This is a genomic window from Phenylobacterium sp. GW823-FHT02A09 (genome assembly GCF_058797775.1).
The window spans coordinates 217673-243436 of the sequence record NZ_JBXAJZ010000002.1 but is presented as its reverse complement, the minus strand read 5'-3'; the positions used below and the strand labels follow the sequence as shown (position 1 = coordinate 243436).

General features: G+C 69.0%; 25 protein-coding genes. 8 read left to right on the top strand and 17 right to left on the bottom strand.

Annotation, left to right across the window (positions count from 1 at the left end; genetic code table 11):
• Positions 1-23: 23 nt before the first annotated feature.
• The 12 genes from yihA to AC1Q87_RS08265 form a co-directional block, all read right to left on the bottom strand.
• Entirely contained in the window at positions 24-674 is a 651-nt protein-coding gene (gene yihA, locus AC1Q87_RS08320; protein ID WP_492608503.1) for a ribosome biogenesis GTP-binding protein YihA/YsxC, read from the bottom strand.
• Positions 671-2485 carry a membrane protein insertase YidC gene (yidC, locus tag AC1Q87_RS08315; protein ID WP_492608502.1) on the bottom strand — a complete coding sequence of 605 codons (1815 nt, stop codon included), beginning with the start codon at positions 2483-2485 and terminating at the stop codon, positions 671-673. Before yidC ends, yihA begins: the two co-directional genes overlap by 4 nt.
• Before the next feature lie 12 nt (positions 2486-2497).
• The gene (gene rnpA, locus AC1Q87_RS08310) at positions 2498-2896 is read right to left on the bottom strand and encodes a ribonuclease P protein component (RefSeq protein ID WP_492608501.1); all 399 of its coding nucleotides are present in this window, start codon (positions 2894-2896) and stop codon (positions 2498-2500) included.
• A gap of 34 nt (positions 2897-2930) precedes the next feature.
• On the bottom strand, positions 2931-3065 hold the full coding sequence (gene rpmH, locus AC1Q87_RS08305) for a 50S ribosomal protein L34 (protein ID WP_056017364.1): 135 nt from the start codon (positions 3063-3065) through the stop codon (positions 2931-2933).
• 76 nt (positions 3066-3141) lie between these two features.
• Positions 3142-3891: a type I methionyl aminopeptidase gene (gene map, locus AC1Q87_RS08300; protein ID WP_492608500.1), complete on the bottom strand. Its 750-nt coding sequence runs from the start codon at positions 3889-3891 to the stop codon at positions 3142-3144.
• 16 nt (positions 3892-3907) lie between these two features.
• The gene (locus AC1Q87_RS08295) at positions 3908-4885 is read right to left on the bottom strand and encodes an NADPH:quinone oxidoreductase family protein (RefSeq protein WP_492608499.1); all 978 of its coding nucleotides are present in this window, start codon (positions 4883-4885) and stop codon (positions 3908-3910) included.
• Positions 4866-5918 carry an alpha/beta hydrolase gene (locus tag AC1Q87_RS08290; protein ID WP_492608498.1) on the bottom strand — a complete coding sequence of 351 codons (1053 nt, stop codon included), beginning with the start codon at positions 5916-5918 and terminating at the stop codon, positions 4866-4868. The genes AC1Q87_RS08295 and AC1Q87_RS08290 overlap by 20 nt, the downstream gene beginning before the upstream one ends.
• 5 nt (positions 5919-5923) lie before the next feature.
• A complete protein-coding gene (locus tag AC1Q87_RS08285) occupies positions 5924-6547 on the bottom strand; it encodes a TetR/AcrR family transcriptional regulator (RefSeq protein ID WP_492608497.1) in 624 nt (207 codons plus the stop codon).
• A gap of 95 nt (positions 6548-6642) precedes the next feature.
• The gene (locus tag AC1Q87_RS08280) at positions 6643-6942 is read right to left on the bottom strand and encodes a hypothetical protein (protein ID WP_492608496.1); all 300 of its coding nucleotides are present in this window, start codon (positions 6940-6942) and stop codon (positions 6643-6645) included.
• A gap of 45 nt (positions 6943-6987) precedes the next feature.
• A complete protein-coding gene (locus AC1Q87_RS08275) occupies positions 6988-7905 on the bottom strand; it encodes an SDR family oxidoreductase (RefSeq protein WP_492608495.1) in 918 nt (305 codons plus the stop codon).
• A gap of 65 nt (positions 7906-7970) precedes the next feature.
• Positions 7971-8294 carry a DUF1330 domain-containing protein gene (locus AC1Q87_RS08270; RefSeq protein ID WP_492608494.1) on the bottom strand — a complete coding sequence of 108 codons (324 nt, stop codon included), beginning with the start codon at positions 8292-8294 and terminating at the stop codon, positions 7971-7973.
• A 143-nt stretch (positions 8295-8437) separates the two neighbouring features.
• On the bottom strand, positions 8438-10369 hold the full coding sequence (locus AC1Q87_RS08265) for a methyl-accepting chemotaxis protein (protein ID WP_492608493.1): 1932 nt from the start codon (positions 10367-10369) through the stop codon (positions 8438-8440).
• A gap of 238 nt (positions 10370-10607) precedes the next feature.
• On the opposite strand from AC1Q87_RS08265, the gene AC1Q87_RS08260 reads away from it, so the two are divergent.
• Positions 10608-10916, top strand: a complete 309-nt coding sequence (locus tag AC1Q87_RS08260) for a hypothetical protein (protein WP_183771584.1) — start codon at positions 10608-10610, stop codon at positions 10914-10916.
• 73 nt (positions 10917-10989) lie between these two features.
• On the opposite strand, the gene AC1Q87_RS08255 is transcribed toward AC1Q87_RS08260, so the two are convergent.
• A complete protein-coding gene (locus AC1Q87_RS08255) occupies positions 10990-11793 on the bottom strand; it encodes a DUF72 domain-containing protein (protein WP_492608492.1) in 804 nt (267 codons plus the stop codon).
• 17 nt (positions 11794-11810) lie between these two features.
• Positions 11811-13475 (bottom strand): M28 family metallopeptidase, encoded by a 1665-nt coding sequence (locus AC1Q87_RS08250; RefSeq protein ID WP_492608491.1) that lies wholly within the window; start codon positions 13473-13475, stop codon positions 11811-11813.
• Between the two features lie 242 nt (positions 13476-13717).
• On the opposite strand from AC1Q87_RS08250, the gene AC1Q87_RS08245 reads away from it, so the two are divergent.
• The 4 genes from AC1Q87_RS08245 to AC1Q87_RS08230 all read left to right on the top strand — a co-directional run bounded on the left by AC1Q87_RS08245 (position 13718) and on the right by AC1Q87_RS08230 (position 20362).
• A complete protein-coding gene (locus tag AC1Q87_RS08245) occupies positions 13718-15154 on the top strand; it encodes an efflux transporter outer membrane subunit (RefSeq protein WP_492608490.1) in 1437 nt (478 codons plus the stop codon).
• A gap of 1 nt (position 15155) precedes the next feature.
• Positions 15156-16253 (top strand): efflux RND transporter periplasmic adaptor subunit, encoded by a 1098-nt coding sequence (locus AC1Q87_RS08240; protein WP_492608489.1) that lies wholly within the window; start codon positions 15156-15158, stop codon positions 16251-16253.
• On the top strand, positions 16250-19381 hold the full coding sequence (locus AC1Q87_RS08235) for an efflux RND transporter permease subunit (RefSeq protein WP_492608488.1): 3132 nt from the start codon (positions 16250-16252) through the stop codon (positions 19379-19381). The genes AC1Q87_RS08240 and AC1Q87_RS08235 overlap by 4 nt, the downstream gene beginning before the upstream one ends.
• A 66-nt stretch (positions 19382-19447) precedes the next feature.
• On the top strand, positions 19448-20362 hold the full coding sequence (locus tag AC1Q87_RS08230) for a hypothetical protein (RefSeq protein WP_492608487.1): 915 nt from the start codon (positions 19448-19450) through the stop codon (positions 20360-20362).
• On the opposite strand, the gene AC1Q87_RS08225 is transcribed toward AC1Q87_RS08230, so the two are convergent.
• Together AC1Q87_RS08225 and AC1Q87_RS08220 are read right to left on the bottom strand one after the other, a co-directional pair.
• Positions 20359-21339: a threonine ammonia-lyase gene (locus AC1Q87_RS08225; RefSeq protein ID WP_492608486.1), complete on the bottom strand. Its 981-nt coding sequence runs from the start codon at positions 21337-21339 to the stop codon at positions 20359-20361. The two genes, AC1Q87_RS08230 and AC1Q87_RS08225, sit on opposite strands and share 4 nt — an antisense overlap.
• Positions 21336-21755 (bottom strand): VOC family protein, encoded by a 420-nt coding sequence (locus tag AC1Q87_RS08220; RefSeq protein WP_492608485.1) that lies wholly within the window; start codon positions 21753-21755, stop codon positions 21336-21338. Before AC1Q87_RS08220 ends, AC1Q87_RS08225 begins: the two co-directional genes overlap by 4 nt.
• A 202-nt stretch (positions 21756-21957) precedes the next feature.
• Here AC1Q87_RS08220 and AC1Q87_RS08215 point away from each other — a divergent pair, with 202 nt between their 5' ends.
• Complete coding sequence (locus AC1Q87_RS08215) at positions 21958-23244, top strand: adenylosuccinate synthase (protein ID WP_492608484.1); 1287 nt, start codon at positions 21958-21960, stop codon at positions 23242-23244.
• A 125-nt stretch (positions 23245-23369) separates the two neighbouring features.
• Complete coding sequence (locus AC1Q87_RS08210) at positions 23370-24152, top strand: response regulator (RefSeq protein ID WP_492608483.1); 783 nt, start codon at positions 23370-23372, stop codon at positions 24150-24152.
• Positions 24153-24180: 28 nt separating this feature from the next.
• On the opposite strand, the gene AC1Q87_RS08205 is transcribed toward AC1Q87_RS08210, so the two are convergent.
• Positions 24181-24576, bottom strand: coding sequence for a MerR family transcriptional regulator (locus AC1Q87_RS08205; RefSeq protein ID WP_492608482.1), 396 nt, complete (start codon positions 24574-24576; stop codon positions 24181-24183).
• A gap of 125 nt (positions 24577-24701) precedes the next feature.
• Between AC1Q87_RS08205 and AC1Q87_RS08200 the strand changes: the two genes are divergently transcribed.
• Entirely contained in the window at positions 24702-25628 is a 927-nt protein-coding gene (locus tag AC1Q87_RS08200) for an aldo/keto reductase (RefSeq protein WP_492608481.1), read from the top strand.
• Positions 25629-25764: the final 136 nt, after the last annotated feature.

Genomic DNA, 25764 nt, shown 5'->3' with positions numbered 1-25764 from the left:
CCGCGTCAGCGCGGCGATGCGGCCTAGAGCGTGATCTCGCAGGCCGACATGATCTCGGCGCGCAGCTCGGGGATGCCGCCGCCCTTTTCCGACGAGGTGGCCAGCACCCGCGGGAACGCCGCCGGGCGCTTGATGATCGCCGCCTCGGTGCGCAGGCGCACGGCCTCGACCTCGGCGGCTTTGAGCTTGTCGGCCTTGGTCAGGATGATCTGGTAGGAGACCGCGGCCTTGTCGAAGGCGGCCATCGGCTCCTCGTCCACCGCCTTCAGGCCGTGGCGGGCGTCGATCAGCAGATAGGCGCGCTTGAGGTTGGCGCGGCCGCGCAGGAAGTCGCGGCCGAGGTTCTGGAACTTCTTCACCTCGACCTTCGAGGCCTTGGCCCAGCCGTAGCCGGGCAGGTCGACCAGCCGCAGCCGCTCGTCCAGCATGAAGAAGTTCAGCTCGCGGGTGCGGCCGGGCTCGTTGGAGGCGCGGGCCAGGCCCTTGTGGCCGACCAGGGCGTTGATCAGCGACGACTTGCCGACGTTCGAGCGGCCAGCGAAGGCGACCTCGGGGAGGTCGCCCGGCGGCAGGCCGTCGACCGAGACCGCTCCCATCAGGAAGCTGGCCTGCCGCGCGAACAGAATGCGCGCGGCTTCCAGTTCGTCCTCGGTGAAGAGCGGGTCCTGGCTCAACCGACTTCCCTGGGCTTGCCGGTGATCTTGGCGATGATCTGGTCGATCGGGTTGTCCACCTTGAAGCGTCGCATGATCACGTACTGCTGCAGGATGGTCAGCACGTTCGACCAGGTCCAGTAGATCAGCAGGCCGACCGCGAACGGGGCCATGATGAAGGTGAACATCACCGGCATGAACTGGAAGATCTTCTGCTGGATCGGGTCCGGCTGCGGCGGGTTCATCGCCGTCGAGAGGTACATGGTCACGCCGTAGAGCAGCGCCATGGGCCCCAGGTGCAGCAGGTCCGAGTTCAGGATCGAGCCGATCACCGGCACGTTGGCCGGGTTGTACGGGATCAGGCCGAACAGGTTCCAGATCGTCAGCGGGTCCTTGGCCGAGAGGTCCTGGATCCAGCCGAAGAACGGCGCGTGGCGCATTTCGATGGTGACGGTCAGCACCTTGTAGAGGCCGTAGAACACCGGGATCTGCACCAGCATCGGCAGACAGCCGGTCAGCGGGTTGATCTTCTCGCGCTGATACAGGGCCATCAGCTCCTGCTGCTGCTTGGCCGGGTCTTCCTTGTATTTCGCGCGCAGCGCTTCGACCTGCGGCTGCGCCTTCTTCATCTTGGTGAGCGACTCGTAGCTCTTGTTGGCCAGCGGGAAGAAGATCAGCTTCACGGCCACGGTCAGCAGCAGGATGGCGATGCCGAAGTTGCCGACCTTCTGGAAGATGAAGTCCAGGAACATGAACATCGGCCGGGTGATGAACCAGAAGTTCCCCCAGTCCACGGCCATGTCCAGGTGCGGCACGCCGAGCTTGGTCTCGTATTCCTTCAGCAGCGGCACGGTCTTGGCGCCGGCGAACAGGCGGGTGACCTCGGTGACCTGCTTGCCGGCCGGGATGATGTGCGGGCGGCCGACATAGTTGGCTTCAAAGATGTCGGCGGCGAGCGACTTGGTCACCCGGTACTGGCTCTGGATGTGTTCCTTCTGATCGGGGATCAGCGCGGTCAGCCAGTACTTGTCGGTGATGCCCGTCCAGCCGCCGACCGACGAGACGTTCAGGTCGCCTTCCTTCAGCCACTTGGCGTACTTCAGCTGGCGCAGTTCGCCGCCCAGCCAACCGATCGCGCCCTCGTGGACGATCTGGTTACGGCCGAGATCAGCCGGCACGCCCTGGCGCTGGACCGAGGCGTAGGGGGCCAGGGTCACGGTTCCGGCGCCGGTGTTGGCCACGGTGTCGGTCACCGTGAACATGAACTTGTCGTCGACCTCGAGCTTGCGCGTGAAGGTCAGGCCCTCGCCGTTCGACGTGCGCAGCACCAGCGGCTGGCCGGGCGCGAGGGTCGAGCCCTCGACCACCTGCCAGACGGTGTCGGCGTTGGGCAGCCCGGGCAGGTTGGCCCCGGTCCAGCCGAATTCGGCGAAGAAGGCGTGCTTGGCGCCTTCGGGGCGCAACAGTTCGACCGGCGGCGAGTCCTTGGCCACCGCCACGCGGTAGTTGTTCAGGAACAGGTCGTCGATCCGCGCGCCCCGCAGCGAGACCGAACCGGTCAGGGCCGGGGTGGCGATCGGCGCGCGGGCGCTGGCCGCGGCGGCTTCCTGGCGCGAGACCACGACCGGGCCAGGCTTGGCGTTGGGCGCGCCCGGCAGGGCGGGCGCCGCGCCTGAGGCGGCCTGCACTTCGGCGGCGGCGGCCTTCTGGCGGTCGGCCTCGGCGCTGCGCTTCTTGGCGGCCGGATCCAGCACGAAGAACTGGTAGGCGATCAGGATCAGAACCGCGCTGACCACGAAGATGATCGTGTTGCGGTTGTTGTTCTCTTGCATGGGGACGCGCGCTCAGGCGGAGGAAGAAGGGGCGCGCTGCGAGGCGCGGGACGGGCTGTCGCTTTCGGCCGCGAGGCTTATCAGCGCGGTTTTCACATCGTCAAGCAAACGCGGCCACGCCCGGGTGGGCGCGCCGTTGCGAGCGATCAAAACATAGTCAAAGCCGGGCTTGCCGAGTTGCGGCAAAATCGCCTGTGCGGCGGCGCGCAGGCGCCGCTTGGCGCGGTTGCGCACGACGGCGCCGCCGATCTTGCGGGTGGCGGTGAAGCCGACGCGAATGACGGGGGAGCCGTCGGCCCGATCACGGGCCTGCATCACCACCGCGCCTTTGGCGTACGAAGACGCCCGCGCGGCGGCGAGAAAGTCCGAGCGCTTCTGAATGCGTTCGATGACTTTAGGGGCGTCGGTCATGCCGACACCTCAGGCTCTAAGACGCGGATGCGTCTTAGGCGGTCAGGCGCTTGCGGCCCTTGGCGCGACGGCGAGCCACGATCTTGGCGCCGTTCTTGGTCGCCATGCGCGCGCGGAAACCGTGACGGCGTGCACGCACCAGTCGGGACGGTTGGAAAGTCCGCTTCACGAGATCAACTCCGGTATAAAATTGAGCGGCGGTTCCTAAGGGAGCCTTGGAGAGGAGTCAACCTTCTCCTGCGTTTTCAGGCCGCCAAGGTCAGGATAACTGGTCCGCGCTTGGTCGCGACCAGCGTATGTTCGTACTGAACGGTCGGTTCGCGGCCCGGCGGGGTCAGCGTCCAGCCGTCGTCGCCCTCCTCGACCCAGTCGGCGCCGAGCGACAGGAACGGCTCGATGGTGAACACCAGCCCCTCGTGAATCCGGCGGCGGTCGTGCGGCTCCCACCAGGTCGGAATCTCGGCCGGCTCGTCGTGCAGCGAGCGCCCGACCCCGTGGCTGGCCAGGTTGGTGACCAGCGAATAGCCGTTCTTGTCGGCGAAGGTCTGGATGGCCTTGCCGACCTCGTTGAGCTTGGCGCCCGGGCGCACGGCGCGGATGCCGGCCCACATGGCGCGGCGGCCGTCGCGGCACAGGCGCTCGATGTTCGGCTTGACCGGCGGCACCGCGAAGCTCGCCCCAGTGTCGCCGAAGAAGCCGTTCAGCTCGGCCGAGACGTCGATATTGACCAGCGTCCCAGCCTCGATGCGGCGGTCGTCGGGAATGCCGTGGGCGCAGTCGGGGGCGACCGAGATGCAGGTCGCGCCCGGGAAGTTGTAGGTCAGCTCCGGGGCCGAGCGGGCGCCTTCCAGCTCCAGCATCCGGCGGCCCAGCTGATCGAGCTCGCGGGTGGTGATGCCCGGCTCCAGCGCCTTGCCCATGGCCTCCAGGGTCCGCGCGACCAGCCGGCCGGCGGCCTTCAGGCCCTCGAGTTCGTGTTCATGTTCGATGGTCATGGGCTGAGTATATAGGTCAGAGATCGGGCCGCACGATGGTCTTGCCGACGACTTTGCGGTCGGCCAGCGAGTCGAAGGCCGCGCGCCACTCGCTCAGCGGATGCTCCTGGTCGACCCGCGGCTTCATCTGCGCGGCCAGCTCCCAGATCGCCGCCTGGTTCTCGCGGCCCTTCTCGGGGAACTGGCGGCCGTACTCGCCGGCCCGCACGCCCATCACCGAGAAGCCCTTGATCAGGGCGATGTTGACCGGCAGCACGGGCAGCCGGCCGGAGGCGAAGCCGACCACCAGCAGGCGGCCGTCGAAGGCGATGCAGCGGGTGCTCTCGTCGAACACGTCGCCGCCCACGGGATCGTAGATTACGTTCGCGCCGCGCCCGCCGGTGATCTCCTTGACCTTCTCGCGGAAGCCGCCGGTGACGTTCACGACGGCGTCGGGCTGGTACTCGCGCTGCACGATGGCCAGCTTGTCGTCCGAGGCCGAGGCGGCGATCACCTTACAGCCCAGATGCTTGGCGAGATCCACGGCCGCCAGACCGACCCCTCCGGCCGCGCCGTGCACCAGCACCCATTCGCCGGGCTGCACCGCGGCGCGGCGCACCAGCGAAACATAGGCGGTCAGGTAGGCGGTCGCGTAGCCCGCCGCCTGGCTGAACGACAGGCCGTCCGGCTTGCGGCGCAGGCTGGACGCCGGCGTCACTGCGTACTCGGAGAAGCCGCCGATCCGCGCGCCGCCGACCACCGCCTCGCCGATTTGGAACTGGTCGACGCCTTCGCCCAGGGCGGTGACTTCGCCCGCGATCTCCATCCCAGGGATGAACGGCAGCGGCGGCTTGTGCTGGTACTCGCCGCGGGTCTGCAGCAGGTCGGGAAAGTTCACCGCCGCGGCCCGCACCTTGATCTGCACCTCGCCCGGACCGGGGGCCGGGGTCTCGACTTCCTTCAGGACGCAGCCGCCGTACTCGGGCTTCAGTTCCTCAACCAGCAGCGCGCGCAATCCGTCCCTCCAGACCTTCGCGGACCAGGCCCGCAATCTCCCGACACGCCACGTCGGCGCAGGGCACCACGCCGGTGAAGGCGGTGAACCCGTGGGCCATGGCGTCATAGCAGCGATAGATCACCGGCACGCCGGCCGCGCGCAGGCGCCGGGCGTAGGCCTCGCCCTGGTCGACCAGCGGGTCGAAGCCGGCGGTGACGACGACGGCGGGCGCCAGCCCGGACAGATCGTCCTGGCGGATCGGCGACAGCCGCGGATCGGCTGGGTCGGCGTCCGGACCCATGTAGTGGCCCATGAACCAGTCCATGGTCGCCCGCGACAGCGGAAAGGCCTCGGCGTAGGTGGTCATCGAGGCGGTCTGGCTGGCGACGTCGACGCAGGGATAGATCAGCAATTGCAGGGCCGGCTGCGGCTCGCCGCTGCGGGCCAGCTCCTGGCAGACCACGGCGGCGAAGTTGCCGCCCATGGAATCGCCGCCGATCATCGCCTGGCCGGCCGGCGCGCCGAACTGGGCGGCGTTGTCACGGACATGGCGATAGGCCGCCAGCACGTCCTCCAGGCCCGCCGGGAAGCGGTGTTCCGGGGCCAGGCGGTACTCGACCGACACCACTGGCGCGCGGGCGACCTTGGCCAGGATGCCGCAGAAGGCGTGGCTGGTGTCCAGGTCGCCGATCACGCCGCCGCCGAAGTGCGCGAAGACGATGGCCGGCGCGGCCGGATCCTGCTGTTCGGGCCTGTAGAGGCGCGCCGGGATATCCCGCCCGTCCGCGGGGACGGTCAGGGGCTCGATGCGGACGCCTGGCTCCGCGCGCCCGCCATAGACCTTGCCGCCCTCGGCGGTGGCGCGGCGGGCCTCTTCGGGCGACAGGGCGGTCATGGCGGGCATGCGCGCGGCCTGGGCGGCCATGAACTGAAAGCGCGGATCCAGGGTGCGCCCGCCGCGATAGACGGCCGCGCCGCCCGACATCAGGCGCAGGATGGGAGAGGGCAGCGAAAGGAGGGTTCTGGCGAGGGCGCGCTGGACGTTCGCCACCCGGCCTAGTCCTCGGCCTGCCGCAGGCCGTTCAGGCCGCCTTGGATCATCGCCACCGCGAACTGCGTGGCGCCCTTGGTGTCGATCGGGCGACGGGCCAGCATCTTCTCGCCGACGTCGCGCGCGACTGCGATGCAGGCGGCGGCCAGGTAATCGGGGTCGGTGACCGGCGCGCCGCCGTTGGCCATTTCCTCGACGATGGCTTCGCGGACCTCGTTGAAGACGGCCGCCATCTCGGGCGTCTCGCCGTGGACGTGGGGCTGGGTCTCGCCGGGCGGGCGCTGGCTGAGCCAGCTCTTGTGCGCGTCGGCCAGGAACAGGAAGTAGGCTTCGATGGCGGCGTTCAGAAACTCTTCCCAGCCGGCCGACTGCGCGCGGTGCGCCTTGAGCAGCGGCGCGAACTGCCGCGCGCCCTCGCTGGCCAGGGCCAGGTACACCTCGTCCTTGGATTTGAAGTAGTTGTAGAACGTGCCCGCGGCCAGGCCGGTGCCGCGGATGATGTCGCGCACCGTCGCGGTCTCGTAGCCGAGCTCGCCGAACACCTTGCGGGCCGCGTCCAGAATGGCCTGCCGGTTGGCGACCTTGGTCAGTTCGCGCTTGCCGGCGGGAAGATAGGCGACTTCGGACATCTCAGGCCTGACTCGAAAAGGTGACGCCCGTCATATTACGACCAGGGCGGGCCGGAAGCCAAGGCGAAGAAATGCTCCGGGAGCGGAGCGATCGGCTATCGGCGGGCTGCGGCCGCGCAGTTGCTGCGGCACTGGCTCCAGTGCGGCGCGCAGTCCTCCGCCGTCTCGGTCGACAGGCAGGCATAGTAGTCGCTGGCGCAGGTCAGTCGGCAGCGATCGGCCGCGGCCGGGCTCGGGGCCAGCGGCGCGATCAGCGCCGGCAGCGGTTCGACGGGCTGGGCCGCGGGCGCCGCTGGGCGCGCCGGCTCGGGCTGCACGGGGCCGCGCAGGGGCTGCTGCGCGGTCGCCGGCCAGGCGGCCAGGGCCAGGATCAGCAGGAGCGGCGCGATACGCATGACCCAGGCTTGGGCCGCCCCGCCTTAAGACCCGGTTAACCATGATCAGACCGTGCGGGCGGCGCGGTCCTTGGCGTTGGTGGCCTGGATCGCCTCCTTGGCCGCCGTCCATTCCCCGTCGCCCCAGCCGGTCAGGCGCGAGAAGTTGCCGCCCGAGGCCTGCCACGCCGCGCCGTCGATGGCGATGGTCTGGCCGTTCACATAGGCCGACAGCGGATGCAGCAGATAGACCGCCAGGTTGGCCAGCTCGCGCATGTCGCCGACCCGGCCCATCGGATTGCCGCTCATGTCTGAGTAAGCGCCGCCGGTCTCCTCGCCCTGGCTGGGATTGAGCCGCGCGCTCATGCCCTCGGTCGGGAAGGGGCCGGGCGCGATGTTGTTGAAGCGGATGCCGTGCTGGCCCCACTCCACCGCCAGCGACTGGCTCATGGTGGCGATGCCGGCCTTGGACATCGCCGAGGGCACGGTGAACGGACCGCCGTTCCAGATCCAGGTGGTCAGGATCGAGATCACCGAGGCGCGCCGCCCCTCGGCGATCCAGCGCTTGCCGCACTCAAGCGTCACGAAGAACGAGCCGCGGAACACGATGTTGGCGATGGCGTCGAAGCCGCGCGGCGACAGGTCCTGGGTGCGGCTGATGAAGTTGCCGGCGGCGTTGTTGACCAGACCGGTCAGCGCGCCGCCGTCGGCCCAGATCGTGTCCAGCATCTCGCTGATCGCCTCGGGCACGCGGATGTCGCAGGCCAGGCCCACGCACTTGCCGCCGTGGGCCTCCATCAGGTCCTTGGCGGCCTGTTCGACCACGCCGCCGCGGCGGCCGCAGATATAGACCTCGGCGCCCAGCATCAGCAGCGCCTCGGCCATCACCTTGCCCAGGCCCGTGCCGCCGCCGGTGATCAGGATCCGCTCGCCGGTCATCAAGCCCGGCTTGAACATCAGGTCGTCGGCGGTGAACTGGGCCATGACTTTTCCTCCCGTGTTTGGGGGAATTGCGCAGGGCCTGACGCCGCGTCGGTCAAGCCTCGCGATCAGCCGCCCAGAACGTCTGTCGAGCGATGGTCGTCGCCGACGCCGTCGAGCAAGATGACGTCGCCCTGCGAGGCGCCGGTCCGCAGCGGCAGGATCTGCTGGTAGGCGGGCGAGGCATACCAGTCGCGTGCGCGCCGCCGATCTGCGAACTCGATCATGATCAGGTCGCCCGACCAGTCGCCCTCCAGCACCTCGGCCTGGCCGCCATGGATGCGGAATTTACCGCCGAAGGGCGCGAGCGTGGCGTCGATGCGGCGAAGGTATTCGACGATGGGCTCGCCCAGCGTGACGTTGCGAAGGCGGGCGATGGCGTAGGCGGACATGGGAGCCTCTGGTCGGCGTGGTGGGTCCAGCCACCGTGCGCCGCCGCCAGCCGCCGATCGATTACCCGCCGGGTAATGCGCTGGGCGCAACGAAAAAGGGCCGCCTCTCGGCGACCCTTCCGTTCCTGGACGTCTTCTTATCCTTAGAATTCTTCCCAGCTGTCCTCGTCGGCATGGGTCGCCGTGGCGAGGGCCGTGGCGCCGCGGCTGGCCGGCCGAGACGTAGGCCGCTGGCGCGGCGCGCCGACCGTGCGGGTGGCCGTCTGCACGCCGCCGCCGGTGACCCGGAAGCGCGCGACCAGCCGAGCCAGTTCCTGCGCCTCGTCGGCCAGCACGCGGCTGGCGGCGGTGGATTGCTCGACCATGGCGGCGTTCTGCTGGGTGACCTGGTCCATCTGGTTGACCGCCGTGTTGACCTGGCCGAGGCCGAGGGCCTCTTCCTTCGCGCTGGCGGCGATCTCGCCGACCACGGTCGAGATCTCGCCGACCTGGCGGACGATGCGCTCCAGGGCCTTGCCGGTCTCGCCGACCAGGCTCACGCCGGAGGCGACCTGCTGGCTCGAGGCGCTGATCAGGGTCTTAATCTCCTTGGCCGCCTCGGCCGAGCGCTGGGCCAGAGCCCGCACTTCGGAGGCGACGACCGCGAAGCCGCGGCCGGCTTCCCCGGCGCGGGCGGCTTCGACGCCGGCGTTCAGAGCCAGGAGGTTGGTCTGGAAGGCGATCTCGTCGATCACGCCGATGATCTGGCTGATCTGCTTGGCCGAGCTCTCGATCTGGCCCATCGCCTCGATGGCGCGGCCGACGACCAGCCCGCCTTCTTCGGCGTCGGACTTGGCGGCGGCGACGGCTTCACGGCCGTGGCTGGCGCCCTCCGAGGTCTTGTTGACGGTGGCGGTGATCTCGTCCAGCGCCGCGGCGGTTTCTTCCAGCGTCGCGGCCTGATGCTCGGTGCGGCGCGACAGGTCGTCGGCCGAGGTGCTGATTTCGCCCGCGCCCGACTGGATCGAGGCGGTGGCGCCGGCGATGGCGGCCATGGCTTCTTCCAGCTTGGCCGACGCGGCGTTGAAGTCGTCGCGCAGCTTGCGGTAGTCGCCCGGGAACTCGGCGTCGAGGCGATAGGTCAGGTCGCCGGCGGCCAGGCTGTCGAGGCCGCGGGCCAGCGAGTTGACCACCATCGCCTGCTCTTCGGCGATCGCCGCGGCGGCGTCGGCGTTCTGGCGGCGGGTGACTTCGGCGGCGGCCTCGGTCTGCTCGTGCTCGACGCGCAGTTTCTCGAGGTGCAGCTGGTTGTCGCGGAACACGGTCAGCGACGACACGATCGCGCCGAGCTCGTCCTTGCGGGCCAGCTTGTCGAGGTCGATCGAGCTGTCGCCGCGCGCCAGGGCCTCGGTGGCGCCGGCGATCTGCTTGACGTCGCGGCGCAGCATCATGGTCAGCGCCCAGGCCAGGGCGCCGGCGATCAGCAGCGTGGCCACGGCGGCGACCATCTGCACCATCTGCGCGGTCTGCGAGCGTTCTTCGCTGGCCTTGGCGTTGGCGTCGGTCATCGCGTTGTTGGCGGCGACGATCTTGTTCAGCATGCCGGTCATGTTCGTGTATTCCTGCTCGAACGGAGCAGCAAAACCGGCGGCGGTGCTGAAGTCGGTGGTGATCATGGCGGCGATCACGTCGAGCGCGTCGCGCGTGCCCTTGAGGGCCTTGATCAAATCCTGGAAGGACTTCTTCTGAGCGGCGGGGGCCTTGGCCTCCATCGCCTGGACTTCCTTGGTGATGGCGTCGACCTCGGCCAGCAGTTTCTGGCTCTCGCCCTCGATCTTGTCCGTGTCGATCGAGGCCGCCTGATGGGTCAGCAGGAAGTAGAGCTGGCCATGGACCGCAGTAATGCGCTCCGAAACCTTCTGCAGACGCAGGCTGTTGGGCAGGTCGGTGTGCACGACCTGCTTCAGGTCGGCGGCTTGACCGCGTTGGATGACGACGGCGCCGCCGGCCGTCAGGGCCAACATCACCAGTGCGAAAGCAGGCGCAAAGCCGATCTTCGCGATCAGCGGCAGGTCGACGAGCCGAAAGCGCTTCACCTAAGTTTCCCCCGACTAGGTAGTATCCTTAGCTTCACAATGACGGGAGGTTGCTAACCAATCGTCACTGGAAATCCGCATTATCCCGACTTCACGCGCGTAATAGATATAAAGACACGACAATTGTGATTGTCGCGTTTACTGCGCATTAACCAAATCTAATTCTCGGCCATCAGATTCTTTTAACCTGAATGCCTCATACAGGGTCTGCGTCCGTTATCTAGAAAGGAGTGGGGCCATGAAGAATCTCATCAAAATCGGCGGCGGTGTCGCCCTCTGCCTGGCGTTTGCCGGCGCGTCGGCTGCGGCTGACTTCCAAGAAAGCATGTCGAAGTGCCTGACCAAGCACGCCAACACCCGCGACGCGGCTGTGGTGATGCTCGAGTGCAATGCGACGGCTGGTAAGCTGTCGGGCTGCAAGGTCCTGGAAGACAGCAAGGCTGGTAAGGGCTTCGACAAGGCCGCCCTGTGCGTGGCCGATGCTCTGCCGATGGGTTCGAAGACCGGCACCGTGAAGGTTCCGATGCGCTTCCCCGGCGGCGCGTAAGCACCGCAACAAGAATTCGCATTCTTGCAGATCGCGCCCTCGGCTACGGCCGGGGGCGTTTTGCGTTCTGGGGCTAGCGGTTAACCCGCTTCAGCAGTTCCTGCGCCGCGGCCGGGGCGCGAACCTTCCCCTCGTGGATGAAGAACACGAAGGTCTCGTGCGGGCCTTCCGCCGGCCCCGTGCGGTCGATCGGCTTCAAGTCGCCCGGCACCCGTCCCTTCGAATATTCGCCGAAGCGTTCGGCCCAGGCGTCCAGGTCTTCGGCGACATAGCCGGTCTCGATCGTGTCCGATCCCATCAGCAGGCGCGAATAGACGAAGTCCGCGGTGATGTCGGAGATCAGCGGATAGTTCTCGTTCTCCGAGACGCAGATCGCCACGTTTCGCTCGCGGCACATCTTCACGAAGGCCGGGTCGACGAAGCTGGCGTGGCGGACCTCGACGCAGTGGCGCAGCGCCAGCCCGTCCTGGCTCCTGGGCAGCAGGTCCAGGAACCCGGCGAAGTCGGCCTCGTCGAACTTCTTGGTCGGCATGAACTGCCAGAGGATCGGGCCGAGCCGGTCGCCCAGCTCGACGATCCCCTGGGTCAGGAATTTGGTCACCGACTCGCCGCTTTCGGCCAGCACCCGGCGATTGGTGCAGAACCGCGAGGCCTTCACCGTGAACTTGAAGCCGTCCGGGGTGGCGGCCGCCCACTTGGCGAAGGTCTGCGGCTTCTGGCTGGAGTAGTAGGTGGAGTTGATCTCCAGCGCGGTGAGATGGCGACTGGCGTAGGCCAGTTCGTCGGCGTGCTTGAGGCCTTGCGGATAGAAAACCCCGCGCCACGGCTCGAAGGTCCAGCCCCCGATGCCGGCCCGGATCTGACCTGCCTGCGCCATCTCGTTCCTCGCCTTTGCTACTTCCTGTCGGACGCGGTCGCGTCCCGGGTCAGCTTGAACTCCGAGCCCGCTTTCCACTCCGGCCAGGTGGCGGAGTCGGCCAGCTGACGGCCCAGCTCGAACATCAGTTGGCCGTCCTGGGCGATGCCTTCAAGGTTCCAGCTGTCGTCGAAGTGGTCGGCCGGCTGGTGATAGCGGTCGGCGGTGTAGGCCTTCGACCACGCCGCGCCGGCTTCCTTGCCGCCGCTCACCAGGTCGTAGCCCGAACCGAACGAGATCGCCGGCACGCCGCGCTTGGCGAACGGGAAGTGGTCCGAGCGGAAGAACAGGCCCGCCTCGGGCTTGGAATCCGGCGTGTAGTAGCGGCCATGGCTCTTGCCGACCGCGACCAGCGCGTCCTGCAGCGTCGAGGCCGCGTCGCCCGAGGTTGTGAAGTCCTTGGCCGGGCCGGCCGGCGACAGGGCGTCCATGTTGATGTTCGCGACCGTCTTGCCGAGCGGGTAGAGCGGGTTGGCGGCGTAGTATTCCGATCCCAGCAGGCCTTTTTCCTCGGCGGTCACCGCCAGGAACACCACAGAGCGGTCCGGCTGCGGGCCCTTGGCGAAGGCCCGGCCGATCTCGATCATGGTGGCGATGCCGTCGGCGTTGTCGACCGCGCCGTTGTAGATCTTGTCGCCCTTGGCGTCCGGCAGGCCGACGCCCAGGTGATCCCAGTGGCCCGAGTAGATGATCGTCTCGTCGGGGCGCTTGGCGCCGGGGATCAGCCCGACCACGTTCTTCGAGACGATCTTCTGCACGTCGACGCCGTAGGTCGTCGAGAAGGTCGCGCCCTTCAGTTCGACCGGCTTGAAGTCGCGGCTCTGGGCCTGCTTCTTGGCGGCTTCGAAGTCGAGGCCCGCGGCCTTGAACAGCTCGACCGTACGGTCACGCTGGATCCAGCCTTCCAGCAGGGCGTGCGCCTCGCTCGGCTTCTCGCGGATGATGTCGAACAGCGGCGCGGTGTTGGAGTTCTTCACCGTCGCCCAGCCGTAGGAGGCCGGCGCGGTTTCGTGGACCACCAGGAAGCCGATCGCCCCGCGGCGCGCGGCCTCTTCGTACTTGTAGGTCCAGCGGCCGTAATAGGTCATCGCCTTGCCGCCGAAGTCGCCCCCGTCCTTGCTGTTGGGGCCGGTCTCGAAGTCGGGATCGTTGACCAGCACCAGCGCGACCTTGCCCTTCAGGTCGACGCCCTTGAAGTCGTCCCAGTTGCGCTCCGGTGCGGTGACGCCATAGCCGACGAACACGATGGGAGCGTCCTTGACGGCGACTTGCGTCGCGCCGGTCTGGGCCGCGCGCAGGGCGACGTCCTCGCCCTGGGTCCAGGCCTGCGTCTTGCCGCCGGCGGTGACGCCGACGCTGACCGGGCCCTTGATCTCGAAGCGGGCCAGCGGCACGTCCTGGGTCCAGGCGCGCTGGCCCTCCACAAGATCTCCACCCGGCTTCAATCCGGCGTCCTTGAACTGGTCGATGATGTAGGCGACCGTCTTCTTCTCGCCTTCCGTGGCCGGGCCGCGACCTTCGAACTCATCGGACGCCAGCACCTTCACGTGCTCGGCGATCTTGGCGGGATTGATGTCGCCGGCGAGGGCAGGGGCGGCGAAAACGGCCCAAATCGCGGCGCCAGCGAGCAGAAACTGTTTCATAGTTCACTCAAATGGGGGGTGGAATTGCGCGGAACCCTAGTTCGCGGCGTGGTCTCGCGCCAGTGCCATGCGACCGGTTTGCGACACCTGCGTTTCGCTTTGCCGATTGTCTCGTCTCTGCAATCGACCTGAAGCATGACCGCAGCTAAGAACGGAACGCCGGTATCGAGGTCCGCGCTGCGCGTGCTTGTCGCGCCCGGCGCGGTGGGCGGTGTCGCAAACCGATAGTGATGAAAAGAGCGATGCGCCTAGTTTCCCCTGCGGTCGGATCGGTGACGGGCCTGGCCCTGATGCTGACGGCCTGCGCCTCCACCCGCGACGTCGATACGCGCCTTCCCGCCGCCTACGAGGCGCCGTCCTCGCCGGCGATCTCCGCCGCCCCGTCGCTGGAGACCTGGTGGACCGGGTTCGACGACCCGCAGCTCACCGCCCTGATCACCGAGGCGCTGGCCAACAGCCCCGACGCCCGCAGCGCGGCGGCCAAGCTGCGTGAGGCGCGCGCCACCCGGTCCGGCGCGCTGACCAGCTTCCTGCCCCAGGGCAATCCCCGCGGTTCGATCACCGAGACCGACAGCAAGGTCATCGACGGGACCGCCATCAACATTCCGGGCTTCTCGAGCACCGGCGACAGCCGCACCGAGAGCGCCAACTTCGACGTCAGCTGGGAGATCGACCTCTTCGGCCGCATCTTCGCCGCCAGCCGCGCCGCCAACGCCGAGATGGCGGCCGCGCGGCTCGACTACGAGGCGGCCCGCGCCAGCCTCGCGGCGGCGGTCGCCGACGGCTACTTCGCCGCCCGCGGCCTCGCCATCCAGCTCGAGGACACCCGCGCCACCGAGCGGATCCAGGCCGAGCTCTACCGCGTCGTCGACATCCGTGCGCAGCGCGGCATCTCCTCGACCGCGGACGCCGACCGCGTGGCCGGCGACCTCGCCCAGGCAAGGTCCCAGGTCGCCGGTCTGGAAGCCGAGCTTCAGGCCGCGCGCCGCAACTTGCTGATCCTCACCGGCCGCGGGATCGAGCCGATCGCCGCCCTGCCGGTCGACGCCCAGGTCGGCGTGCCGCCGGCCGTGCCGGACGTGATCCCCGGCGAGCTGCTCGCCCGTCGCCCGGACGTGCGCCGCGCCGAAGCGATGCTCGCCTCGGCCCTCGGCCGCCTCGACTACGCCAAGCTCGCCTTCTTCCCGACCTTCAAGCTGGCGCCGGGCATCGGCCTGCAGAAGAACGACCAGCCCGGCTACTCGGCGACGACCCAGAGCTGGAGCATCGGCGCCAACGTCGTCGTCCCGGTGCTCGACATCCCGCGGCTGCTCTCGGAGATGAAGGCCCAGGACGCTCGCGCCGAACAGGCCGCGATCGCCTACGAAAAGGCCGTCCAGACCGCCTTTGGCGAGGCCGAGAATTCGCTGGTCCAGCTGGAGGCCGATCGCCGCCGGGTGGACCTGCTGACCGACGGCGAGGCCCGCGCCCGCCGGGCCTACGAAGCGTCCCGCAAGGGCTACGTCGCCGGCTTCACCGATCTGCAGACCACGCTCGACAACGAGCGGGCCTGGCGCACCGTGCGCACCCTGAAGACCGGCGCCGAGGTGCAGGCCCTGCGCCGCGCGGTCCAGACCTACAAGGCTCTCGGCGGCGGTTGGCCGCTTGAGGCCGCCCCGACCAACAAAGAGGCTCGCTGAAGTGACGAGAACCAAGACCATCCTGGCCCTCGCCGCCGGCCTGGCTTCCGCCGTGACGTTGACCGCCTGCGGCTCCAAGGAGCCGCCGAAGAAGGACCCGGCCGCCCAGGCGCGCGCGGTGTCGGTCGTGCGGCTGGAACCGCGCGCGATCTCCGGATCGCTCAGCGCTTCGGGTACGCTGCGCCCGCGTGAAGAAGCCGCCGTGGCGGCCGAGGTCAGCGGCTTCCGTGTGCTGCGCGTCAACGCCGACGTCGGCGACACCGTCCGCGCCGGCGAAGTGCTGGTGCAGCTCGACCCGGCGCTCCTCCAGGCCCAGATCGCTCAGGCCGAAGCGCAGTCCGCCCAGGCCGACGACCAGGCCAGGCGCGTCGCCGACCTGGACGGTCAGGGCGTGCTCGCCCAGGAACAGATCGCCCAGCGCCGCTTCCAGGCCCAGGCCGCCCGCGCGAACCTGCGCGACCTGCAGACCCGCCTGGCCAAGCTCGCCGTCGTCGCGCCGGTGTCCGGCGTGATCCTCGAGCGCACGGTCCGTCCGGGCGACCTGTCGGCCGGCGGCGGCACGCCCTGGTTCCGCATCGCCCGCGACGGCCAGATGGAACTCGGCGCCGACATGTCCGAAGACGATCTGGCCCGCATCCGCGTCGGACAGGGCGCGACCGTCACCCTGCCGGGCGGCGGCCAGGCCCAGGGCACGGTGCGCATCGTCAGCCCACAGATCGACGCCCAGACCAAGCTCGGCCAGGTCCGCGTGCTGCTGCCCGCCCGCTCCGACATCCGCGCCGGCGGCTTCGCCCGCGCGGTCTTCGCCGACGCCAGCGCCTCGACCCTCGCCCTGCCCGAAACCGCGATCCGCTACGACGCCAGCGGCGCGGCGGTCATGGTGGTCGGCGACGACAACCGCGTGAAGCACGTGGCCGTCCAGACCGGACAGCGCGGCTCCGGCCTCGTCCAGATCGTGAAGGGCCCGCCCGCCGGCGCCCGCGTGGTCCAGAACGCGGCCTCGTTCCTGCTCGACGGCGACCTGGTGAAGCCGGTTGAAGCCGGCGCGGCCGCTGCGCCGCAAGCCGCCGCGACGCAACCCGCCGCGAGGGCCAAATGAGCGAGCATCAAGGCGGGAGCTCCGGCTTCCCGATCTCGGCCTGGGCGATCCGCAACCCGGTTCCGGTCGCGCTGCTGTTCATCGGCCTGCTGATCGCCGGCATGATCGCCTATTCGGGGCTGGCGGTTAAACAGTTCCCGAACATCCAGTTCCCGGTGGTCGCTGTCACGGTGACCCAGAGCGGCGCCGCGCCCGGGGAAATGGAGACCCAGATCACCCGGCCTGTCGAAGACGCCATGTCGGGCATCACTGGGGTCAAGAACATCCAGTCGGTGGTGACCCAGGGCGTTTCGACCACGTCCATCCAGTTCGAAATGGGCGAGGATCTTCAGAAGAAGACCGACGAAGTCCGCGCCAAGGTCGACCAGACCCGCCAGGTCCTGCCGCGCGACATCGACGAGCCGACCGTCACCCGGGTCGAGATCGACGACGCCTTCCCGATCATCACCTACGCGGTCGAAGCGCCGGCGATGTCGGACGAGCAGCTCTCCTGGTACGTGGACGACAAGATCGCCCGCGATCTGCAGACCGTCAGCGGCGTGGCCCAGATCTCCCGGGTCGGCGGCGTGGCGCGCGAGATCAACGTCGTCGTCGATCCCGACAAGCTGGCGGCCCGCGGCCTGACCGCGGCCGAGGTCAACAACGCCCTGATGGCGTTCCAGCAGGACGCCCCCGGCGGCCGCGTCCAGGTCGGCGGCCGCGAACAGACCGTCCGCGTCCTCGGCTCGGCCGAGACCATCGACCAGTTGCGGGCCATGACCATCGCCACCGGCGGCGGCGGCTTCGTCCGCCTCACCGACGTCGCCGACATCGGCGAAGGCTCGGCCGAGGCGCGCGGCTTCGCGCGCCTGGACAACCGTCCCGTGGTCGGCTTCCAGGTCAGCAAGACCAAGGAGTCGTCCGACGTCGACGTCGAGGACGGGGTGAACGCCAAGCTGGCCGAAATCGCCAAGGCCGACCCGAACGTCAAGTTCACCAAGATCTACGCCTCGGTCGACGAGACCCGCGCCAACTTCCGCGCCACCCAGCACGTGCTGCTCGAAGGCATGGTGCTGGCGGCGCTGGTGGTGCTGCTGTTCCTGCGCGATTGGCGCGCCACGGCCATCACCGTGCTGGCCATGCCGATCTCGCTGATCCCGACCTTCTTCGTGATGAAGATGGCCGGGTTCTCGCTGAACCTGGTGACGCTGCTCGCCCTGACCCTGGTCATCGGCATCCTCGTCGACGACGCCATCGTCGAGATCGAGAACATCGAGAAGCGGGTGGCCCGCGGGGTGCGGCCGTTCAAGGCCGCGCTGGAAGGCGCCGACGCCATCGGCCTGGCGGTGGTGGCGACCACCTTCGCCATCGTCGTGGTGTTCACGCCGGTCAGCTTCATGCCCGGCATTCCCGGCCAGTTCTTCAAGGAGTTCGGCCTCACCGTCTCGGTGGCGGTGCTGTTCTCGCTGCTCGTCGCCCGCCTGGTGACGCCGCTGATGGCGGCCTACTTCCTCAAGCCCAACGTGCATCAGCGGCCGCAGAAGCCGTTCGAGGGCTTCTATCCCAGCGCCCTGAAGTGGGCGCTGGAGCATCGCATCATCGCCTCCATCGCCGGCCTGCTGCTGTTTGTCTGCTCGGCGACGATGATCGGCTTCCTGCCCAAGGGCTTCCAGCCGCCCGGCGATCCCGACTACGTCTACATCAACGTCCAGGGCCCGCCCGGCGCGACCATCGGCGACATGGAGCGCGCGGTCCAGCAGGCCTCGCTGGTCATGGCGGCCCAGCCGGAAGTCCGGGGCGTCTTCAGCCAGGTCGGCTCGACCGTGGCGAACTTCGGTCCTGGCGGCGGGGGCGGCGGCAGCGACCTGCGCAACGGCACCATCACCGTGCTGCTAAACACGAGCCGCAAGGTCACCGGCAACCAGCTCAAGGACCGCGTCCGCGCCCAGATCGCGGCGGTTCCGGACGTGCGGCTCAACTTCCTCGACGGTCAGGGCTCGGCCGGGTTCGAGCAGATCCTGACCAGCTCCGATCCCAAGGCGCTGGAGCAGGCCAGCCTCGAGCTCGAACGCCAGATGCGGACCCTGACCAAGGTCACCGATCCGCGTCCGAAGAACCCGCCGATCGGCCCCGAACTGGTGATCCGCCCCCGCGCCGACGAGGCCGCGCGCCTCGGCGTCTCGGTGGCCGCGATCGCCCAGGCGGCCCGCGTCGCCACCGTCGGCGACATCGACGCCAACATTCCGAAGATGAACGAGGGCGAGCGGCGAATCCCGATCCGCATCCGCCTGCCGGAATCGGCCCGCGCCGACATCGAACAGGTCCGTCAGCTTCGCCTGCCGACCGCCACCGGCGGCTCGACGACGCTCGGCGCCGTGGCCGACGTGGAGTTCCAGGCCGGTCCGGCCCGGATCGACCGCCTGAATCGCCAACGCCAGATGACCGTCCAGGCCGAGCTGGCCGACGGGGTCGAGCTCGGTGACGCGACCAGCGAAGTCCACAAGCTGCCGATCATGAAGAAGCTGCCGGCCGGGGTCGCCCCCAGCGCCATCGGCGACGCCGAGGCCATGGCCGAGATGTTCGGCGGCTTCGTCGTCGCCTTCGCCACCGCGGTGTTCCTGATGTTCGCCGTGCTGGTGCTGCTGTTCAAAAGCTTCTTCAAGCCGATCGTCATCCTCGCGGCCCTGCCGCTGGCCGTCGGCGGCGCGTTCATCGGCCTCTTCATCTTCAATCTGTCGCTGTCGATCCCCTCGCTGATCGGCTTCCTGATGCTGATGGGGCTGGCGGCCAAGAACTCGATCCTGCTGGTCGAGTACGCGATCGAGCGCGAGCGCGAGGGCATGCCCCAGCGCAACGCCCTGATCGAGGCCTGCCGCGAGCGGGCCCGGCCGATCGTCATGACCACCGTGGCCATGGCCGCCGGGATGCTGCCGACCGCCCTGGCGCTGGAGAAGGGCGCCGAGTTCCGCCAGCCGATGGCCGTGGCGGTGATCGGCGGCCTGATCACCTCGACCCTGTTGTCGCTGGTGCTGGTGCCGGTGGTCTACGAGTTCGTCGACGACTTCGAGAACTGGCTGCGTCCCAAGCTCGCCAAGCTGATCACCCCGCGCGAGGCGCCTGGCGAGGCCGTTCCCGAGGACCGCCTCTAAGCGGCGCCGTTGCGGCGCGTCTGACGGTCCCGCTATGCTCCGCAGCTGAAGGTTGCGGGGTAGGGCATGACGACGTTTTCGTTCGGCGGCGCGGTCGGGTCGGGGTTCGGCGTCATCGCCCGCAACCCGCTGGCGTTCCTGGTCTGGTGCGCGGTCTACCTGGTCGTGGCGCTCGGGCCGGTGGCGCTGATGGTCGCGACCGTGTGGCCGCAGTTCGGCGCCCTGGCGGCGTTGGCCGAGGCCGAGATCGCGCCCGATTCGCCGGCCGCCACCCAGCAGATGGCGGCGCTGATGGGTCAGATCAACGCGTTGTCGCTGCTGCAGTGGGTCACCAGCCTGGCGTCCAGCGCCCTGCTGACCGGCGCGGTGTTCCGCGCCGTGCTCGAACCCGAGAACCGGCGCTGGTTCTTCCTGCGCCTGGGCCGCCAGGAATTCTGGCTGGCGCTGAGCCTGATCGTCGTCGTCGTCGTGGCGATCCTGCTGGCCGTGTTCGCCACCATCCCGGTCACGGTCACCTCGCTCGTCCTGGTCGCCGCCGGCCCCGGCGAAACCCTGGCGCCCGGCGTCGGGCTCGGCATCGCCGCGGTCGTGCTGATCGTGCTCGGCGCGATGATGTGGTTGTTCGTGCGCTTCTCGCTCGGCCTGCCGATGTCGTTCGCCGACAGCTACTTCCGGCTGTTCGACTCCTGGAAGCTGACGAAGGGCCATGCGGCGAAGATGGTGCTGGTCGGCGTCGTGGTCAGCGTCATCGCCACGTTCGTCCAGACGCTGCTGTTCGTCGGCTTCATCGTCGCCGCGATCGCGATCCTCAAGCCGACCGCCGAGATGGACTACACGGCCCTGACCTTGGCGCAGGTCTCGCCGATCCTCGCCCTGGCCGCCGCGCTCATGGCCCTGGTCAGCGTGTTCGGCACGGTGCTCTACAGCGCCCCGCTGGCGGCGATCTACCGCGAGCTCGCGCCCGCGCCGGCCGAGGCCTAGACCTCGCCGCGCAGCACCCTGGCGAACAGCTCGGGATCGACATTGCCGCCGGACAGCACCAGCCCGGTGGCGTTCGCGCCGAAGTCCGCGACCTTCCCGGCCAGCAGCGCGGCCAGCCCGACCGAGCCGCCCGGTTCGACCACCAGCTTCAGCACCGAGAACGCATAGCGCATCGCCTCGGCGACCTCGGCGTCGGTGACCAGCGCCACGTCGGCGACGGTCTTCTGCAGCACCGGGAAGGTCAGCAGCCCCGGCGCCGGGCTTTCCAGCGCGTCGCACAGCGAGCGCGTGGTCGGCTGGGTCACGATCCGCTCGCCCTTTTGCAGCGAACGCAGGGTGTCGTCGAAGCCGGCCGGCTCGACGCCGACGATGGCCGTGCCCGGCGACAGCGCCTTGACCGCCGTCGAGACGCCGGCCAGCAGCCCGCCGCCGCCGATCGGCGAGACGAGGGTGTCCAGCGTCACGCCGCGGGCCTTGGCCTGGGCGACCAGCTCCAGTCCCACCGTGCCCTGGCCGGCGATGACGTCGAGATCGTCGAAGGCCGGAACCGTCACCGCGCCGCGCTCGGCGGCGACCGCCGCGGCGATCGCCTCGCGGCTCTCGGTCAGCCGGTCGTAGAACCTGACCTCCGCGCCATAGCCGCGGGTCGCCTCGACCTTCACGCTCGGCGCGTCGGCCGGCATCACGATCAGCGCCGGCATGCCCAGCAGCCGCGCCGCCAGCGCCACGCCCTGGGCGTGGTTGCCGGACGAGAACGCCACCACGCCGCGCTCGGCCTCCTCGGCCGTCAGCTGCGAGAGCCGGTTGTAGGCCCCGCGGAATTTGAACGCCCCGACCCGCTGCAGCGTCTCGGGCTTGATCAGCACCCGGCGGCCCAGCCGCTCGTTCAGCGCGGGGCTCTCGATCAGCGGGGTTTCGACGGCGTGGCCCGCCAGCCGCCCGGCGGCGGCCTCGATGTCGGCGAGGGTCACGCTCATGTCGCGAACACCATGGCGTCGTCGGCGAAGGCCTTGAACTCCAGCGCGTTGCCGGACGGATCGAGGAAGAACATCGTCGCCTGCTCGCCCGGCTGGCCCTCGAAGCGGATCTGCGGTTCGATCACGAACGTGATCCCCGCGTCCTCCAGCTTGCCGGCCAGCACGTGCCACTCGGGCAGGGTCAGGATCGCGCCGAAGTGCCGGACCGGCACGTCCTCGCCGTCGACGCTGCTGGTGGTCTTGTGGCCGCACTCGTCCGGCGACAGGTGCGCGACGATCTGGTGGCCGTAGAAGTCGAAGTCGATCCAGTCCGGGCTCGAACGCCCCTCCGGGCAGCCGAGCAGGCCGCCATAGAAGTTGCGCGCCTCGGCCAGGTCGCGGACGGGAAAGGCGAGGTGAAAGCGCGGTCGGGTCATGACGCCTTCATAGCCTGAGCCGCGGCCCCAGGCGACCGGGGGCTTGACGCGCAGGCCTCCCGCTGGTTTACCCCGCCCGAACGGAGAGCCGCCGCCCGCAGGGCCGCCGCATCTGGTTCCTACAATCGATCAAGTCCACTCGCCGAGTCCTGTCGAAGGGCGTTGCTGGACCCGCTCGGGCAGGCCGGGAGATCGTATCCGAATGGCCAATGTGACCGTGATCGGCGCTCAGTGGGGCGACGAAGGCAAGGGCAAGCTCGTCGACTGGCTGTCGAACCGCGCCGACGTCGTCGTGCGCTTCCAGGGCGGCCACAACGCCGGCCACACCCTGGTGGTCGGCGACCAGGTCTACAAGCTCAGCCTGCTGCCCTCAGGCGTGGTCCAGGGCAAGCTGTCGGTGATCGGCAACGGCGTCGTCGTCGACCCCTGGCACCTGCTGGAAGAGATCGCCAAGCTCGGCGGACAGGGCGTCTCGATCACCCCCGACATGCTGGTCCTGGCCGACAACGCCTGCCTGATCCTGCCGCTGCACCGCGACCTCGACCAGGCGCGCGAAGCCGCCGCGGTCAATAAGATCGGCACCACCGGCCGCGGCATCGGCCCGGCCTACGAGGACAAGGTCGGCCGCCGCGCCATCCGCGTCGACGACCTGCGCGACCGCGACGCGCTGGAAGCCAAGATCGACCGCCTGCTGGCCCACCACACCCCGTTGCGCGCCGGCCTCGGCCTGCCGGAGTACGACGGCGCCCAGCTGCTGGCCGCCCTCGAAGAGATCGCGCCGAAGATCCTGCCCTTCGCCCAGCCGGCCTGGAAGCTGCTGGACGGCGTGGTCAAGGCGGGCAAGCGCGTGCTGTTCGAAGGCGCGCAGGGCGCTCTGCTCGACGTCGACCACGGCACATATCCCTATGTGACCTCGTCCAACACCGTGGCCGGCCAGGCCGCCGCCGGTTCGGGCCTGGGTCCGAAGGGCCCGGGCTTCGTGCTCGGCATCGTCAAGGCCTACACCACCCGCGTCGGCGAGGGCCCGTTCCCGACCGAGCTCTCCGACGAGATCGGCCAGCACCTGGGCACGGTCGGCCGCGAGTTCGGCGTCGTCACCGGCCGTCCGCGCCGCTGCGGCTGGTTCGACGCGGTGCTGGTGCGCCAGTCGGTGGCGCTCAACGGCATCGACGGCATCGCCCTGACCAAGCTCGACGTGCTGGACGGCCTGCCGAAGCTGAAGATCTGCGTCGGCTACAGGCTGAACGGCGAGGTGCTCGACTACCTGCCCGCCGGCCTCAAGTCGCAGTCGGCGCTGGAGCCGGTCTACGAGGAGATGGACGGCTGGAGCGAAAGCACCGCCGGCGCCACCTCCTGGAAGGACCTGCCGGCCAATGCGGTGAAGTACGTGCGCCGCGTGGAAGAGCTGATCGGCGCCCCGGCGGCGATGGTTTCGACCAGCCCGCAACGCGACGACACCATCATGGTCCGGGACCCGTTCCAGGACTGATCGCCAAGACGGATCGGCGACGGGCGGCGTAAGGCGTTCTTAAGGACGCTGCGGCACTCTCTGGTGAGATTCCAGGAGTCCGAGCGCCGCCCGTGTTCACCGAGAACCTCAAACAAATTCAGCGCATGACGCCGCTGATGCAGCGGGTGCTGATCATCGACCCGGCGCCGGCCAGCGCGCGCCTGCTCGCCGACTCGATGCGGAATATCGCCAACGTACAACTCTGGCATGCGCCGACCACCCGCAAGGGTTTGGAAGCCGCGCGCCAGGTCAATCCGCAGCTGATTTTCGTGGAGCTCGCCGGGACCGAGGTCGACGGCGTCCAGTTCTCCCGCCAGCTCCGGCGGTCCGACGCCGCCTGCCGGATGGCCCCGATCATCATGGTCACGGCGACGGCGACGGCGGCGGCCATCCTGTCGGCGCGCGACGCCGGCGTGCACGAGTTTCTGCGCAAGCCCTACACGACCAAAGACCTGCTGCGCCGCCTCGAGGCGGTGACCCTGCATCCGCGCGACTGGGTCGAGGCGGTCGAGTACGTCGGCCCCGATCGCCGTCGCTTCAATTCCGGCGACTACAGCGGCCCGCTGAAGCGGCGCTCGGACGCCACAGCGACGCCGGAAGCCCAGCGCATCACCCAGGCGCTCAAGATCGTCCGCTCCGCCATTCCCGCGATCGCCACCGACCCCAGCCAGGCGATGCGCGCGCTGCTGGCCCAGATGGTGGAGCTGCAACGCGCCGCCGCGGTGACCAAGAACGCCAAGCTCGCCGCCGCCACGGTCGAGTTCCAGCGCGAACTGGCCGTCGCCGCCCAGGCCGGCGCCCTGGTCCCCGAGGATCTCGCCCGCAAGGCCGTCGACCTGCTGGCCTTCCTGCCCAAGGACGAGCCGGGCAGGGACCGGGCGGCCTAGAGCGACAGGGCGTGCTGAGCGCGTCCGCTCAGCAGAGATAGTCTTCAAGTTGCGGAACTTCGCCTGGGCGTCCCGCCTGCAGCCAAGCGAGCTTGCCTTGCAGGAAGCTTAGCGCGGCGTCGAGTTCCGTCCGCCGATGCTGCAGGCGTTCGATCTGGGCCGACAGGACTTCAGCGGTGCGGTCGTCTCCGCCGCCGCCAGTCCGATATTCATCGTTGAGCTCCGCGATCTCCCGCAGCGTATAGCCGAGCGACTGCTGCAGCTTGATCATCCGGGCGGTTGTGACGTCGTCGCGGGTGAAGACCTGGTAGCGATTGCCGCCGCCCTTCTCCCCGCGCTCCGGCCGCAACAGCCCCTTCCCAACATAGAAGCGGACCGTGTCGATCGGCAGGCCGACGCTGCGGGCGAACTCCGAGATCAGCACGTCTTGGCTCCTTGACCCTGGACCATGGTCCACACTTATAGGGCTGTTCGTCATTCATACGGAGCCCTCCCATGACGAACATTCCCCACGTTCTGCCGCAAGTCCGACTCGGTCGCGACGGCCCGATGATCGGCGCCCAGGGCCTCGGCTGCATGGGCATGAGCGAGTTCTATGGCGGAACGGACGAAGCCGAAGCTCGCGCCACCCTGGAACGCGCCCTGGAACTGGGCGCGACGATGTTCGACACGGCGGACATGTACGGCCTCGGGGCCAATGAGACCTTCCTTGGCGAATTTCTCGCGGGGCGGCCTGAAGCCTTCGTCGCGACCAAGTTCGGCTACGCCCGGACCGCCGCGCAACCCGACGACTGGAGCCTCAACAATCGGCCCGACCACATCCGCGCGGCCGTCGATCGCTCGCTGCGGCGTCTCGGCGTCGATACCATCGGTCTCTACTACATGCATCGGCGCGACACGGTCGTTCCGTTGGCTGAGTCCGTGGGCGCCATGGCCGACCTGGTGGCGGCCGGCAAGGTGCGCCGATTGGGACTGTGCGAGGTCACGCCTGCAGAATTGCGCGAGGCTCAGGCGATCCACCCGATCGCGGCCCTGCAGTCGGAATGGTCTTTGTTCAGTCGCGACATCGAGGACGAGATCGTCCCCCTGGCCATCGCGCTCGGCGTGACCATCGTGCCGTTCGCTCCACTTGGCCGAGGCCTGCTGACGACCAGGAATTTCGCACGCTCGCTGTCCGCCGAGGACGCGCGCGCGGCCTTCCCTCGGTTCGCGCCTGAAAACGCCGACGCCAACGATCGCCTTGTCGGCGAGGTGGAGCGTGTCGCGGCCGCGCACGCGATCACGCCCGCTCAGACGGCGCTGGCTTGGCTCTACGGACGGGCGCGCATGCTTGGGGTCAGCATGGTCCCGATCCCGGGGACGCGTCGCCGCGCCCGCCTCGAAGAGAACGTCTCCGCGGCGGCCGTGGTCCTGCCTGCGGCCGATATGGAGGCGCTCGACCGCATCGCCGGCGCTGTCCGGGGCGTGCGCATCTAGCTGTCCCCCAAGACGAAAGAAGCGCCGCGGTCGGGGACCTGTCTCTTCTCCACATCTGACGCTGCCGACGATCCAGAGATCGTGTAGATCTCGGTGGTCGCCGTATCATTAAAAAGGGGGGGGGGGGGGGGGGGGG